Source organism: Xanthobacter autotrophicus, assembly GCF_029991245.1.
Taxonomy (GTDB): Bacteria; Pseudomonadota; Alphaproteobacteria; order Rhizobiales; family Xanthobacteraceae; genus Xanthobacter; species Xanthobacter autotrophicus_C.
The window spans coordinates 1-13,202 of record NZ_JAIVFO010000130.1 but is presented as its reverse complement, the minus strand read 5'-3'; the positions used below and the strand labels follow the sequence as shown (position 1 = coordinate 13,202).

At 69.4% G+C, this 13,202-nt stretch carries 13 protein-coding genes; 7 read left to right on the top strand and 6 right to left on the bottom strand.

Going from position 1 to position 13,202, the window contains the following annotated elements:
- Positions 1 to 147 precede the first annotated feature (147 nt).
- The 5 genes from K9U41_RS18130 to K9U41_RS18110 form a co-directional block, all read right to left on the bottom strand.
- Positions 148 to 789: a YcgN family cysteine cluster protein gene (locus tag K9U41_RS18130; protein WP_282642278.1), complete on the bottom strand. Its 642-nt coding sequence runs from the start codon at positions 787 to 789 to the stop codon at positions 148 to 150.
- A gap of 37 nt (positions 790 to 826) precedes the next feature.
- Complete coding sequence (locus tag K9U41_RS18125; protein WP_282642277.1) at positions 827 to 1,447, bottom strand: hypothetical protein; 621 nt, start codon at positions 1,445 to 1,447, stop codon at positions 827 to 829.
- Positions 1,432 to 1,932 carry a hypothetical protein gene (locus K9U41_RS18120; RefSeq protein ID WP_282642276.1) on the bottom strand — a complete coding sequence of 167 codons (501 nt, stop codon included), beginning with the start codon at positions 1,930 to 1,932 and terminating at the stop codon, positions 1,432 to 1,434. Before K9U41_RS18120 ends, K9U41_RS18125 begins: the two co-directional genes overlap by 16 nt.
- A 264-nt stretch (positions 1,933 to 2,196) precedes the next feature.
- Positions 2,197 to 3,423 (bottom strand): GGDEF domain-containing protein, encoded by a 1,227-nt coding sequence (locus K9U41_RS18115; protein WP_282642275.1) that lies wholly within the window; start codon positions 3,421 to 3,423, stop codon positions 2,197 to 2,199.
- Between the two features lie 249 nt (positions 3,424 to 3,672).
- Positions 3,673 to 4,113 (bottom strand): hypothetical protein, encoded by a 441-nt coding sequence (locus K9U41_RS18110; RefSeq protein WP_282642274.1) that lies wholly within the window; start codon positions 4,111 to 4,113, stop codon positions 3,673 to 3,675.
- A gap of 109 nt (positions 4,114 to 4,222) precedes the next feature.
- Between K9U41_RS18110 and K9U41_RS18105 the strand changes: the two genes are divergently transcribed.
- Entirely contained in the window at positions 4,223 to 5,137 is a 915-nt protein-coding gene (locus K9U41_RS18105) for a diacylglycerol/lipid kinase family protein (RefSeq protein ID WP_282642273.1), read from the top strand.
- Between the two features lie 19 nt (positions 5,138 to 5,156).
- Here K9U41_RS18105 and K9U41_RS18100 read toward each other — a convergent pair whose 3' ends face one another.
- Positions 5,157 to 5,579, bottom strand: coding sequence for a hypothetical protein (locus tag K9U41_RS18100; protein WP_282642272.1), 423 nt, complete (start codon positions 5,577 to 5,579; stop codon positions 5,157 to 5,159).
- A 273-nt stretch (positions 5,580 to 5,852) separates the two neighbouring features.
- Between K9U41_RS18100 and K9U41_RS18095 the strand changes: the two genes are divergently transcribed.
- The 6 genes from K9U41_RS18095 to K9U41_RS18070 all read left to right on the top strand — a co-directional run.
- A complete protein-coding gene (locus tag K9U41_RS18095) occupies positions 5,853 to 7,334 on the top strand; it encodes a replicative DNA helicase (protein WP_282642271.1) in 1,482 nt (493 codons plus the stop codon).
- A 101-nt stretch (positions 7,335 to 7,435) separates the two neighbouring features.
- Complete coding sequence (gene alr, locus K9U41_RS18090; protein WP_282642270.1) at positions 7,436 to 8,509, top strand: alanine racemase; 1,074 nt, start codon at positions 7,436 to 7,438, stop codon at positions 8,507 to 8,509.
- Positions 8,510 to 8,611: 102 nt separating this feature from the next.
- Positions 8,612 to 10,078, top strand: coding sequence for a DNA repair protein RadA (gene radA / locus K9U41_RS18085; RefSeq protein ID WP_282642269.1), 1,467 nt, complete (start codon positions 8,612 to 8,614; stop codon positions 10,076 to 10,078).
- 145 nt (positions 10,079 to 10,223) lie between these two features.
- Positions 10,224 to 10,928: a CvpA family protein gene (locus tag K9U41_RS18080; protein ID WP_282642268.1), complete on the top strand. Its 705-nt coding sequence runs from the start codon at positions 10,224 to 10,226 to the stop codon at positions 10,926 to 10,928.
- A 22-nt stretch (positions 10,929 to 10,950) separates the two neighbouring features.
- Entirely contained in the window at positions 10,951 to 12,504 is a 1,554-nt protein-coding gene (gene purF / locus K9U41_RS18075; RefSeq protein ID WP_282642267.1) for an amidophosphoribosyltransferase, read from the top strand.
- Between the two features lie 73 nt (positions 12,505 to 12,577).
- Positions 12,578 to 13,202: SDR family NAD(P)-dependent oxidoreductase (locus tag K9U41_RS18070; RefSeq protein WP_282642266.1), on the top strand; the 625-nt coding region annotated here is incomplete at its 3' end.

The following is a 13,202-nucleotide window of genomic DNA, read 5'->3' as shown; positions in this document are numbered from 1 at the left end:
CTCCCCACCCCTCCCCCGCACGCGGGAGAGGGAGTTGGCCGGCGCGGGGTGCAGAGAAGGGTTTACCGGCGGTTCTTTTCAAACGGAGACAGGGCCCGGCGTGGGGTGAGTTCGGCCTCAGGCGCACCGCGCCGGACCTCGATCGTGTCAGGCCTTCTGTTCGTCCGCCTTCGGACGCCGGCCGCGCGCTCCGGTCTGCGACTTCGCCCCAGTCTTGACCCCAGTCTTGACGCCAGTCTGGGCACCGCCCTTCGCCCCGCGCGGCCAGCGCACCGGCCAGGCGACGATGTGGTCCACCAGCTCGAACAGGCCGAATTCGTTTTCGCTGCCGGCCACCTTGCCCGAAACCGTTATGCCCGCCGCCGCCACGCTTCCCGCGTCTCCCGATACCAGCGGATGCCAGAACGGCAGGTCCTTGCCCTCGCCCACCAGCCGGTAGGCGCAGGTGGGGGGCAGCCAGTTCAGCTCCGCCACGCTCTCAGGGGTCAGGCGCACGCAGTCGGATACGATCTCGGAACGCCGCTCATAGTCGGAACAGCGGCAGGTGGCGGCATCCAGCAGGCGGCAGGCCACGTCCGTATAGGCCACCCGGCCGGTGTCCTCGTCCTCCAGCTTCACGAGGCAGCAGCGGCCGCAGCCGTCGCACAGGCTCTCCCACTCGGTCGCGCTCATGGCCGCCAGGGGCTTCGCCCGCCAGAACGGGAGGCTGGCCCCATCGGGCGCCGGGGCGTCCGGGGCGATGTCGTCCCGGCGGGTATCGTCCCGGGGGGTGTCTTCGGGGCTGCTCATGGGCGCCCCTCTAGCACACCGCACCCGCCACGTCCGCTCACTCGAACACGAGCATCATCTCGTAGATGACGGGCTTGGCCGCGCGCATGGCCGGCGCGTCGGAACGGAAATCCCGGTCGCCGTCCACGTCGTCCGCCGGGGCGCCCGGCGTCGGCTCCAGCCGCAGCAGCAGCCGGCATCCGGGCCGCGCCAGCCGGCCGCCGTTCCAGTCGGTGACGGTGCCGCCATAGTCCCAGCCGAAGCCGGCCATAGTGAAGGGCCTGCCGTTCGCCGCCTCCACCGCGGCAAGGCTCGACCCCACGCCAAGGCCCTCCGCCGTCATCCACCGGGAGGCAGCCGCCACCGAGACATGCTGCGGTCGCCGGCGCCGCTTCTCGTCCTTCCAGGCGATCTCCACCCGCCGCGCCGGATCGCGGGGAAACAGCACGGTGGCCTTGAAGCTGGTGCCCTCGGCCCCCGGCACGGTGCGGAAGACCACGTTGCGGGCGCCGAACCTTGCGGCAAGCGACGCTTCGCTGGCATCCCGGGCGAAGGGGCCGGCGCAGTCGAAGGCGGGAAGGCCGTCCGCGGCCGGGCTGTCGGCCGGCGCGGCCATGGCCGCACCCGCAGCGAGGGCGAGAAGGCACCCCGCGCCCGCGGCGCTCATCCGGCGGAGCATGTGGCCCGCCCCTTGTAAGTGCGCTCGAAATCCTTGCCGCCGTCCACGCCGGCAACAAAGAGCCTCAGTTCGTAGCGCCCCGCGAAGGCGGTTTCATCCGCGTCCCGGCTGCGGGTGCGCAGGACCAGTTCCAGCGATCCGAACGGCGCCTCGGTCCGCTCCTGATAGAGGTGCAGCCTCAGCTCGTTGCCGTGGAACCAGTGATGGGCGAGGGCTGCTCCGTCCATCTCCACCTTGGCGAAGGCGGGCGGGGCATCCTTCGCCGTGGCGTTCAGCTCCGCGCGAAAATTGCTGAAGTCGGAGGCGAGCCCGTGGGAAAACACCGCCTGCGCCTCGAAGGCGATGGCCTTGTCGTCGATGCTGCAATTGAGGCTGCCGGTCGCCCCGGCCGGAGACAGACCGGCAACCGAAAGCGCGAGCGGCAGCATGAACCGCACCACGCCGCAGCGCCTCCGCGCCCGGAGCGTTCGGGCTGCAAACCCCATGGCCGACACTCCCGTTCCGTCCCTCGCGCCTAGCTTAGAGCGCGAACCAACGGAAGGGAAACCGGGCCGGACTGCCGGACTCCGGCGTCAGGACTTGCGGCCGGCGTGGGTATAATAATCCGCGAAGGCGAGGACCAGGGCGAAACCGACGAAGGCGACGACGATACCGGTCACGACGAGAGCAGTCTGCGCAGCCATGTCTTGGACCTCCCGATGGTTTTTCGGAAGGCTAGGCACCCGCCCCGTGCGCGACGTTGATCTGGATCAACCGGCGCCATGTCCCACGGACGACGCCACCGGCGCGGCATCGTCGGCGAGGATGCGGTCGCGGCCGGCGTGCTTGGCCGCATAGACGAGTTGGTCGGCCCGGTGGAGCAGGTCGGCCAGGTCCTCGCCCGGCCGGCGCTCGGCGATGCCGAAGCTGGCGGTGACGATGGCTCCGGGCGGCAGCATGGCGAAGGGGGTACGCCGCAGCTCGGCGCGCACCCGCTCGGCGAACCGGAAGGCGCTGCGGGCGCCGGTGCGGGCCAGCAGCACCACGAATTCCTCCCCGCCGCGCCGGGCCGCCGCATCCCGCGGCGTCACGGCACGGGCGACGAGGCCGCCGACGGTGGCGAGCACGAGGTCGCCCGTCGCATGGCCGAAACTGTCGTTGACGACCTTGAAGCGGTCGATGTCGAAATAGACCAGGCTCAGGGGATGACTTTCCTTGCGGGCCATGAGTTCCCGCGCGCGCTCGTCGAAGCCGCGGCGGTTGGCGAGCCCGGTGAGGGGATCGATGCTGCCCTGCCGCTTCAGTTCGTCCATGGCATCGGCGGCGATCGCGCCCAGCAACGCGAGCGCCACCAGCAGGCCACTGACCAGCAACGAGAAGTTGAGCACCTGCCAGAACGCGGAGCGCGCAAACAGCAGGACCATGGCATTCCGGTCGGCCCCCTCCGCACGCATCCGGTCCAGCGCGAAGAGTTCGGGCGAGAGGGCCATGGTCAGCACGGTGCGTCCGAAAAAATGGAGACCGAACACAAGGACGACCCAGAACAGGATCCGGTCCACCATCCGCCGGCCGCTGACCTTGAAGATCTGCACCGCGGCGAACAGGAACATGAAGCCGTAGCCGAAATTCTGCACATAGATCCGGGCGACGAGGTTGCGGTCCACATACATGAAGTAAGAGAGCAGCCCGAGGATCAGCACGGCCACGGCGGCAAGGACCGGGGCGGCGCGGGCCTTCCCGAACCGCGCCATCACCCCTTCCACGAGGCAGAAGATGCTGAACGTGTAGATCAGGCCCGAGACCATGGTGTTGAGCCCGACGTCCGGCGGGATCCAGAGCAGTTGGGAAAGCGCGGCGATGGAATAGGCGCAGAAGGCCACCACGAAGAGCAGGACATGGCGCCGCTCGCGGTGGTGCAGCCAGACCAGGAGAAAAACGCAGGCGACAATGAGCGAGATGGCCGGGCCGGCCAGGAGATAAAGGCGTCCCTCGGACATTGTTTGCCTTTGGACGCCCGCGCGCGGGACGCCTCCCTTTGCGTCTGGACGGCCGCGCCGCCTCGGCGTCGCACGCCCCTACATTGCAACCCGCCACAACGCAACTTGAATGTGGCAGGACGCCAAAAGTCAAGTCCCGGGGCAGGCACCGGCCAGCCTGCGACGCAAGCTGGCCGGACACCGCGTTCTTGTCTCAAAGATCTCTCGCGCGCTTCGCGGTCCGGCTTCGGGCGCGAGGCGCATCCTGCCCTATCGTTTGTAGGCCCACAGGCGCAGCTCGTGCTTGAGACGCCGGAAGTCGTAAAAGGTGAAGGTCAGGAACAGCGTGGCGACCAGGGCGAGCACCAATGAGACACCGCTGGACCAGCCGAGCGCCGACGCCGAAAAATCATAGACGAAATAGGCGACAAACGCCGTGACCAGCGCCGCAGCACCAAAAAAGAGCCGGGTATCGAGCCGGGCAATCAGGATGCCGACGCCGACCCAGATCACCACGGCGAGCAGGATCGCCCAGCCGATCCCCAGGCCGAACTGGCGCGCCACGAAATGCCCGCCCGCGCCGCACAGCACCACCGAGGCGACCAGAAGCAGCAGCCCGGCCCGCAAGCGCAGGATGGAGGGGGAGGACGCCCTTCTGGACGGTGTCGGATCGGGCGAGGGGGCGCTGGACGGCGGGGGCACGTTGGCCATGGTGGAAACCCTTGATGATATGAACCCGGCCCGGCCGCGCGCCCCGTAACGGGAACATTAAGGCCGCGCCGGCGCTTGTGCCGGTCTGGAGGATGCCACGATGCGGCGGATGCGGGTCGTACTCAATGCCAAAGCCGGGACCGTCCACGACATGGGCCCCGAGCGGGTGCGCGCCATCGTGGACGAGGCCCTGACGCGGCCGGGGACGGATGTGGACGTGGTGGTGGCCCAGGGCGAGGCCATCGCCCGCGCCATCGCCGCCGCCGAGCGCGAGGGCTACGACACCGTGGTGGTGGGCGCCGGCGACGGCACGGTCTCCTATGCCGCATCGGTATTCGCCAATACCGAGGTCACCCTCGGCGTTCTGCCGCTGGGCACCATGAACATGCTGGCCTACGACATCGGCCTGCCGCGCGACCTGGCGAGCGCCCTCGACGCCCTGCAGGCGGCGCGGCCCATGCGGGTGGACGTGGGCCTGCTGAACGGGCGGGCCTTCCACGGGGTCTCGGGGGTGGGCTTCTTCAGCCAGATGGCGCTGGCCCGCGAACAGCTGCGCGCCCATCGCGGCCGGGTGCTGGGATGGTTCATGGCCCTCGGAAAGGCGCTGGTGCGATCCGGGCGCATGTCCATCGAGGTGGAGGTGGCCGGCGTGCGCGAGCCCATCGAGGCCTATGCGGCGCTGGTGACGGTGAATGCCTTCGACGCCCCCGGCTGGCACCGCTCGCGGCTCGACGGCGGGCTGCTGGAGGTGCTGGTGGCGGAGGATCGCGGCACCCTGGCGCGGCTGAAGACCGGCGCGGAGGTGCTGGTGAATGCCTGGCGCGACAAGCCGGGCATCCATGCCTTCCAGGCCCGGCGGGTCACCATCCATGCGCGGCGCGAGCGCGCCTGGGTGGCGACGGACGGGGAAGTGGAGCGCGAAACGCTGCCGTTGCGCTATGCCATCGCCCCCGGCGCGCTGAAGCTGCTGGTGCCGCCCGCCGCCATCCAATGGCGCGAGCACGATGCCCAGGCGGTGACGTGAGCTGCGGGCCGTGGCCGGCTCAGTTGGCGCCGTCGTCGTTGCTCTCGCCGCAGGTATAGCCGACGAAGCAGCGCGGATTGTCCGACGTGGCGATCCACGCGGGCGTGGTGACCTGGTCCCCGGCGCAGAAGCGCTCGTCCCGCACATAGCGCTGGGCATTGCCGTTGCCGGTGGGAATCAGGATGAGGCCCTTCGTGCGCACCACCTGGGCGATGCCGCCGCAGGTGGAGGGCGGGACGGGAATGGCCATCATGCCTTCGGGCGGCGGGGTGTTCTGGCCATAGATGGCGGTGCCGTCCAGCGGCACCGGCAGGCCCGCCGCACCAAGGTCCGGCGGCGGCGCCAGGGGATTGCCGCTCTGGGCGAGGGCGGAAAAGGACAGGCCGACCACCGCAACCACCAGCATGGCGCGGCCAAACACGCCGCCGAGACTTCCGCCCATGACGATTCCCTTCGCATTGGTGCCGCTGGCACCGGCTCTATCCCACCTTGCGGGAGCGAGCAAAGCGAGAAGTCGCCGGAACGGACCGGGACCGGAAGGGAAGCCGGCGCAGCGCCCCCGCGCCGAACCGGACGCGGCTTGTACCCGCTATCCCCAGATCCAGCGCCCTGTGGAAAAAGGGAGCGGGTTGATTTCGGAACAAACAAAGAACTTACTGTGCTCAGGACCCCGGACTTGGTATGGAAGTGACCCATCCAGCGGAACCTTGGCGCCATGCTCGACCTCCCCAACACGGGCGATCTCGAACCGTCCTATCGTCAGGCCCCGCACAATCTGGAGGCGGAGCAGGCGCTGCTGGGCGCCATCCTCGTCAACAACGAGGCGTTCTACCGGGTCTCCGACTTCCTTGAGCCGCGCCATTTCTACGAGCCCATCCACGCCCGCGTGTTCGAGCTGGCGAGCGCCCTCGTGCGCGCCGGCAAGCTCGCCACGCCGGTCACGCTGAAGACCTTCCTGCCCTCGGACCTCGATGTGGCCGGCCTCACCGGCCCGCAATATCTCGCCCGCCTCGCGGCGGAGGCGACCACCATCATCAATTCCGAGGACTATGGGCGCACCATCTACGACCTGTCGGTGCGCCGCGACCTGATCCGCATCGGCGAGGAGATCGTCAACGAGGCCTTCGATGCCCCGGTGGACGCCACCCCGCAGGACCAGATCGAGCAGGCGGAAAAGCGGCTCTACGAGATCGCCGAGACCGGCCGCTACGACGGCGGCTTCCAGCGCTTCGGCGAGGCGCTGCGCGCGGCGGTGGACATGGCCTCCAAGGCCTTCCAGCGCGACGGCCACCTCTCCGGCATCGCCACCGCGCTCGACGACCTCGACCACCAGATGGGCGGCCTGCAGCCGTCCGACCTTGTCATCCTCGCCGGCCGCCCGGCCATGGGCAAGACCGCGCTCGCCACCAACATCGCCTTCAACATCGCCGCCGCCTATCGCGGCGAGACGCGGCCCGACGGCTCCATCGAGACCGTATCGGGGGGCATCGTCGGCTTCTTCTCGCTGGAAATGTCGGCCGAGCAGCTCGCCACCCGTATCCTCGCCGAGCAGGCCGAGATCGCCTCCTACAAGATCCGCCGCGGCGACATCTCGGAGAGCGAATTCTCCAAGCTCGCTGCTGCCGCCCAGACCATGCAGACCATCCCGCTCTATATCGACGACACCGGCGGCCTCTCCATCGCCCAGCTGGTGGCCCGGGCGCGGCGGCTGAAGCGCCAGCGCGGGCTCGACTTCATGGTGGTGGACTATCTCCAGCTGCTGTCGGGCTCCTCCAAAAATGCATCCCAGGGCCGCGTCCAGGAGGTCACGGAGATCACCACCGGACTGAAGGCCTTGGCGAAAGAGCTGCAAGTGCCCATCATGGCGCTGTCGCAGCTGTCCCGTCAGGTGGAATCGCGAGACGACAAGAGGCCGCAATTGTCGGACCTGCGCGAATCCGGCTCCATTGAGCAGGACGCCGACGTGGTCATGTTCGTGTTCCGGGAGGAATATTACCTTAAGAACAAGGAGCCCAAGGCCGGCACAGAGGAGTGGTTCAAGTGGGAGATCGAGATGAAGGCGGCCGAGAACACGGCCGAGGTCATCATCGGAAAGCAGCGCCACGGCCCCACGGGGACGGTGAAGGTGCATTTCGAGCCCCAGTTCACCCGCTTCTCCAACCTGGCGCGGGAGGACCACCTGCCGGAGCGCCACTGAGCGCGCCCTCCCCCGAGGAGGCTGCCGCCCAGGCCGCGGTCCGCGCCGCGGCGCATGAGACCGCAGAGCGGGAGGCGCGGGAAGCCGGCGCCATCCTCACCGTGGATCTCGGCGCCATCGCCGACAACTGGCGCACGCTGGCGGCGCTGTCCGCCCCGGCCGAATGCGCCGCCGTGGTCAAGGCCAACGCCTATGGCCTTGGCATCGATCGGGTCGCCCCCGCCCTGTGGCGGGCCGGTGCACGCAATTTCTTCGTCGCCCATTTCAAGGAAGCGGTCGCCCTGCGCGCCCTGCTGCCCGAGGCCATCATCTATGTGCTGAACGGCCTTTTGCCGGACTGCGCCGGCGATTATGCCGCAGCCAACCTGCGCCCCGTGCTGGGATCGGCCCCGGAAATCTCCGACTGGAGCGACTATTGCCGCGACAACGGCGCCAAATTGCCCGCCGCCATCCATGTGGATACGGGCATGCACCGGCTCGGCCTGTCGCTGGAGGAGGCGGTGCAGCTGTCCGGCACCTTCCGCCTGCTGGGCTTCACCCCAAGCCTGATCATGAGCCACCTCGCCTGCGCCGACACGCCGGGCCACGTGCTCACCGCGCGCCAGCGCATGGTGTTCGCCGACGTGGTGCGGCGCTTCCCCGGCATCCCGGGATCGCTGGCCAATTCGGCCGGCACCCTGCTCGGCCGCGATTTCCGGTTCGAGCTGGTGCGGCCGGGCATCTTCCTCTACGGCGGCGTCGCCATCACCGGGGTTCCGCCCCTGCGGCCCGTAGTGCGGCTGGAGGTGAAGGTGGTGCAGGTCTCCTCCGCCCCGGCCGGCGAGACGGTGGGCTATGGCGCCGCCCAGCGCCTGAAGCGGCCGAGCCGGCTCGCCACCGTCTCCATCGGCTACGCGGACGGCCTGTTCCGCGCCGGCGGCTCCACCGACGCCACCAGGGGGGTGGAGGCGATCCTCCACGGCCAGCGCTGCCATCTTGTGGGCCGCGTCTCCATGGACCTCGCCACCCTCGACATCACCGACCTGCCGGAAGGCGTGGTGCAGCGGGGCGACACCGCGATCTTCCTCGGCGACGGCATCAGCGTGGACGACCTTGCCACCCGCTCCGGCACCATCGGCTACGAGGTGCTCACCTCGCTCGGCGCCCGCTACGCCCGGCATTACGTGGGCGGGTGAGGGGCCATCTGGACCATATGTTCCTATTTTGTGCTCTAATGGATGAGCGCATGGAGATTCGCTCCGCAATCTGATCGGTGCGTGCTCCAGCGGAACGGGATGATGGCAAAGCGCGACACGTCCTTCATCTGCCAGTCCTGCGGCGCGGCCTATACCCGCTGGCAGGGCAAGTGCGAGGCGTGCGGCGCCTGGAACACCCTCGCCGAGGAAGTGGCGGTGGTCGCCAGCGTGCCCGCTGCCCAGCGCTCCGGCCGCAAGGGGCGCGCGGTGGTGCTGGAAACCCTTCAGGGCACCGCCAGGCCCGCCCCGCGCATGGTCTGCGGCATCGGCGAGCTGGACCGGGTGGCCGGCGGCGGCTTCGTGCCCGGCTCGGTGCTGCTCATCGGCGGCGATCCGGGCATCGGCAAGTCCACCCTGCTGGTGCAGGCCTCGGCGGCGCTGGCGGCGAGCGGGCAGCGCGTGGTCTACGTCTCCGGCGAGGAGGCGGTGGACCAGGTGCGCATGCGCGCCCAGCGCCTCGGGCTGGAGCAGGCGCCGGTGAGCCTCGCCGCCGAGACCAATGCGGAGAACATCATCGCCACCCTCGCAGGCGGCCCGCCTGTTCACATGGTCGTGATCGATTCCATCCAGACCATGTGGTCGGACAGCGTGGAGAGCGCCCCCGGCACGGTGACGCAGGTGCGCACCTCGGCCCAGTTGCTGGTGCGCTACGCCAAGCAGACCGGGGCCTGCGTGATCCTGGTCGGCCACGTCACCAAGGACGGGCAGATCGCTGGCCCCCGGGTGGTGGAGCACATGGTGGATGCCGTGTTCTCCTTCGAGGGCGACGGCGGGCACCAGTTCCGCATCCTGCGCGCCCAGAAGAACCGCTTCGGCCCCACCGACGAGATCGGCGTGTTCGAGATGACCGGGCGTGGCCTCTCCGAGGTGGCGAACCCCTCCGAGCTGTTCCTGTCCAACCGCGACGCCGGCGCGCCGGGCACCGCCGTGTTCGCCGGCATGGAGGGCACCCGCCCCGTGCTGGTGGAGATCCAGGCGCTGGTGGCGCCCTCCTCGCTCGGCACCCCGCGCCGCGCCGTGGTGGGCTGGGACCCCAACCGCCTGTCCATGGTGCTGGCCGTGCTGGACGCGCGCTGCGGCGTGCGGCTTGGCGGACATGATGTCTATCTGAACGTCGCCGGAGGCCTGAGGATCGGCGAGCCGGCGGCGGACCTTGCCGTTGCGGCAGCCCTCGTCTCCTCCCTCACCGGCGCGCCCTTGCCGGCGGACGCGGTCTATTTCGGCGAGGCGAGCCTCACCGGCGCGGTGCGGCAGGTGGCGCAGGCGGCGGCTCGCCTGAAGGAAGCGGCGAAGCTCGGCTTCGGCCGCGCCGTGCTGCCCTCCGGCGGCCTCGACGGGGTGGATGCGCAGGTGGCGTTGCAGCCGGTCGGCTCGCTGGCGGAGCTGGTGGCCGCCATCGCGGCCTGCGCCCCCCGCCGGCCTGTTATGCGGGATTCGCAGGGCGCAGCGCCGCGGGAGGCACGGCCCCGGGCCGTGGAGCACGCCGAATGGGCCGAGGATGAGAGCTGATCGCCCAAGCCACGACGCAGGAAGGTGACGCGGGCCGGCGCGCAAGCTATATCAGCCGCGCGGCGGGCTCCCACCAGGCAACACCTGGACGGCATGCCGCGCGCATGCGCGCGTCGCGGTGCGCGGATGACGGAACACTGCGCCGATGCCTGTGACTTTGCTCGACATCATCGTTCTGACGGTCATGCTGATTTCGGGGCTGCTGGCCATGGTCCGCGGCTTCCTGCGCGAGGTCTTCTCCATCCTCTCATGGGTGGTTGCAGCCGGCGTCACCGTGTATTTCCAGAAGCAGCTGCTGCCGGTCGTAAAACAATACATCGCTCAGGATACGGCGGCTCTTGCCGTCACCGTGGCTGTGCTGTTCCTCGGCACGCTTCTTCTTGCGACGATCATCACGGCGCGCATCTCCGACGTGGTGCTCGACAGCCGAATCGGCGCGCTGGACCGCACGCTGGGCTTCATGTTCGGGCTGGCGCGCGGCCTGCTCCTCATGGTGATCGCCATGCTGTTCTTCAACTGGCTGGTGCCGCCGGAGAAGCTGCCGCCGTGGGTTGCCAACGCAAAATCGCTCCCCGCCATCAAGAGCGCGGGGGAGTGGCTTAAGGCGCAGTTGCCGGATGACCCTGAAAACACCATCTTGAACAAGTTGAAGAAGCCGCCCGCCGGAGAGGAGGGCGACACGCCCGCCGCCCCGGCCGCCCCGACGGGGGGGCCGCGTACCGATTTGGGGGGCACCACACGACCAGCCGGGTCGGCTGACGCATCCGCGGCGGGGGTTAAACCCTTCCGCTCCACGGATCGCCAGGGCCTCGACCAGCTCGTCGCCAGCACGCGCGGTGCCGGCCAGTGAGCCGCCCGAGCGGAGGTGCATGATGGATTGCGACAGTGACGCCCCGATGAACGCGGGGGGGCGGGGCGAGCGGCCCCTTTCCGAGGACGACCATCCCCAGCGGGCCGAGCTTGCGCGGGCCGAACAGGCGGATCTCGACCTGAACGGCGACCGCCTCCGCGAGGAATGCGGCGTCTTCGGCATCTACAATCACCCGGAGGCGGCGGCCATCACCGCCATCGGCCTGCACGCGCTCCAGCATCGCGGGCAGGAGGCGGCCGGCATCGTCTCCTATGACGGCAAGCGCTTCCATTCGGAGCGGCGCCTCGGCCTCGTGGGCGACGCCTTCTCCGACGCCAGCGTCATCGAGCGCCTGCCCGGCGACATGGCGGTGGGCCACGTGCGCTATTCCACCACCGGCGAGACCCTGCTGCGCAACGTGCAGCCCCTGTTCGCCGAGCTCGATGCCGGCGGCTTCGCGGTGGGGCACAACGGCAACCTCACCAACGGCCTCACCCTGCGCAAGCAATTGGTGCGGGACGGGGCCATCACCCAGTCCACCACCGACACCGAGGCCATCCTCCACCTGGTGGCGCGCTCCAAGAAGCCGCGCTTCATCGACCGCTTCACCGACGCCCTGCGCGCGCTGGAGGGGGCCTATTCGCTGGTGGCCCTCACCAACAAGAAGCTGATCGGCGCCCGCGACCCCCTCGGCATCCGCCCGCTGGTGCTGGGCATGCTGGACGGCTCGCCCATCCTCGCCTCCGAGACCTGCGCCCTCGACATCATCGGCGCGCGCCATGTGCGCGACGTGGAGAACGGCGAGGTCATCGTGATCGACGAGGACGGCCTGCAGTCCTTCAAGCCGTTCCCGGAGATGGCGCCGCGGCCCTGCATCTTCGAATACATCTATTTCGCCCGGCCCGATTCCGTGGTGGGCGGGCTGTCGGTCTACCAGGTGCGCAAGAAGATGGGCCGCGTGCTGGCGGAGGAAAGCCCCGCCAATGCCGACGTCATCGTGCCGGTGCCGGATTCCGGCGTGCCGGCGGCCATCGGCTTCTCGCAGGCCTCGGGCATCCCCTACGAGCTGGGCATCATCCGCAACCATTATGTGGGGCGCACCTTCATCCAGCCCACCCAGTCCATCCGCGACCAGGGCGTGCGCATGAAGCATTCGGCCAACCGCTCGGTGGTGGAAGGCCGCTCCATCGTGCTGGTGGACGACAGCCTGGTGCGCGGCACCACCTCGGTGAAGATCGTGCAGATGATGCGCGATGCCGGCGCCCGGGAGGTGCATTTCCGCATCGCCTCCCCGCCCATCACCCATCCCGACTATTACGGCATCGACACCCCGGACCGCGACAAGCTGCTGGCCGCCACCCACGACCTGGAAGGCATGCGGCGCTATATCGGCGCGGATTCGCTGGCCTTCCTCTCGGTGGATGGCGTCTACCGCGCCATGGGCCATGAGGGCCGCGACCCGGTGAAGCCGCAATTCACCGACCATTGCTTCACCGGCGACTATCCCACCCCGCTCACCGACCGGGCGGGTGCCGTGGGCCAGCAGCAGCTCTCGCTTCTGGCCGAGGCGAGCTGAACCGCGCCTCTTGAAAAACCTTCCCCCCAATCTGCGGGGGAGGGTGTTTTTCCCTTCAGTCCACGGAAGCCGCATGACCGCCGACCGGCCCCTCGCCGACAAGATCGCCCTCGTCACCGGCGCCACCCGCGGCATTGGCGCGGCCACCGCCATCGCGCTGGCCCGGGCCGGCGCCCATGTGATCTGCGTCGGCCGCTCCGACGGCGGGCTTCAGGACATCGACGACAACATCCGCGCCGTGGGCGGCACCGCCACCCTGGTGCCCCTGGACCTGAAGGATTCCGAGGCCATCGACCGGCTCGGCGGTGCGCTCTACGACCGCTACGGGCGGCTCGATGTGTTCGTGGCCAATGCCGGCGTGCTCGGGCCGCTGTCGCCGCTCGGCCATGTCTATCCCAAGGACTGGGACGACATCGTCGCGGTGAACCTCACCGCCAACTGGCGCTGCGTGCGCTCGTTCGATCCGCTCTTGAAGCTGTCGCCGGCCGGGCGCGTGGTGATGATCTCCTCCGGCGCCGCCCACAAGGCGCGGGCCTATTGGGGGCCCTACGCCCTCACCAAGGCCGGGCTGGAAGTGCTCGCCCGCACCTGGGCGGCGGAAAGCGTCTCCGGCAATCTCAAGGTGAACCTGTTCAATCCCGGCCCCATCCGCACCCTGATGCGGGCCAAGGCGTTTCCGGGCGAGGACCCCATGACCC

What these genes read in the sequence shown, in the direction of transcription:
- K9U41_RS18130 (WP_282642278.1), bottom strand. Translation starts at nt 789, where the DNA reads ATGAGCAGCCCCGAAGACACCCCCCGGGACGATACCCGCCGGGACGAC.
- K9U41_RS18125 (WP_282642277.1), bottom strand. Translation starts at nt 1,447, where the DNA reads ATGCTCCGCCGGATGAGCGCCGCGGGCGCGGGGTGCCTTCTCGCCCTC.
- K9U41_RS18120 (WP_282642276.1), bottom strand. Translation starts at nt 1,932, where the DNA reads ATGGGGTTTGCAGCCCGAACGCTCCGGGCGCGGAGGCGCTGCGGCGTG.
- K9U41_RS18115 (WP_282642275.1), bottom strand. Translation starts at nt 3,423, where the DNA reads ATGTCCGAGGGACGCCTTTATCTCCTGGCCGGCCCGGCCATCTCGCTC.
- K9U41_RS18110 (WP_282642274.1), bottom strand. Translation starts at nt 4,113, where the DNA reads ATGGCCAACGTGCCCCCGCCGTCCAGCGCCCCCTCGCCCGATCCGACA.
- K9U41_RS18105 (WP_282642273.1), top strand. Translation starts at nt 4,223, where the DNA reads ATGCGGGTCGTACTCAATGCCAAAGCCGGGACCGTCCACGACATGGGC.
- K9U41_RS18100 (WP_282642272.1), bottom strand. Translation starts at nt 5,579, where the DNA reads ATGGGCGGAAGTCTCGGCGGCGTGTTTGGCCGCGCCATGCTGGTGGTT.
- K9U41_RS18095 (WP_282642271.1), top strand. Translation starts at nt 5,853, where the DNA reads ATGCTCGACCTCCCCAACACGGGCGATCTCGAACCGTCCTATCGTCAG.
- radA (WP_282642269.1), top strand. Translation starts at nt 8,612, where the DNA reads ATGGCAAAGCGCGACACGTCCTTCATCTGCCAGTCCTGCGGCGCGGCC.
- K9U41_RS18080 (WP_282642268.1), top strand. Translation starts at nt 10,224, where the DNA reads ATGCCTGTGACTTTGCTCGACATCATCGTTCTGACGGTCATGCTGATT.
- purF (WP_282642267.1), top strand. Translation starts at nt 10,951, where the DNA reads ATGGATTGCGACAGTGACGCCCCGATGAACGCGGGGGGGCGGGGCGAG.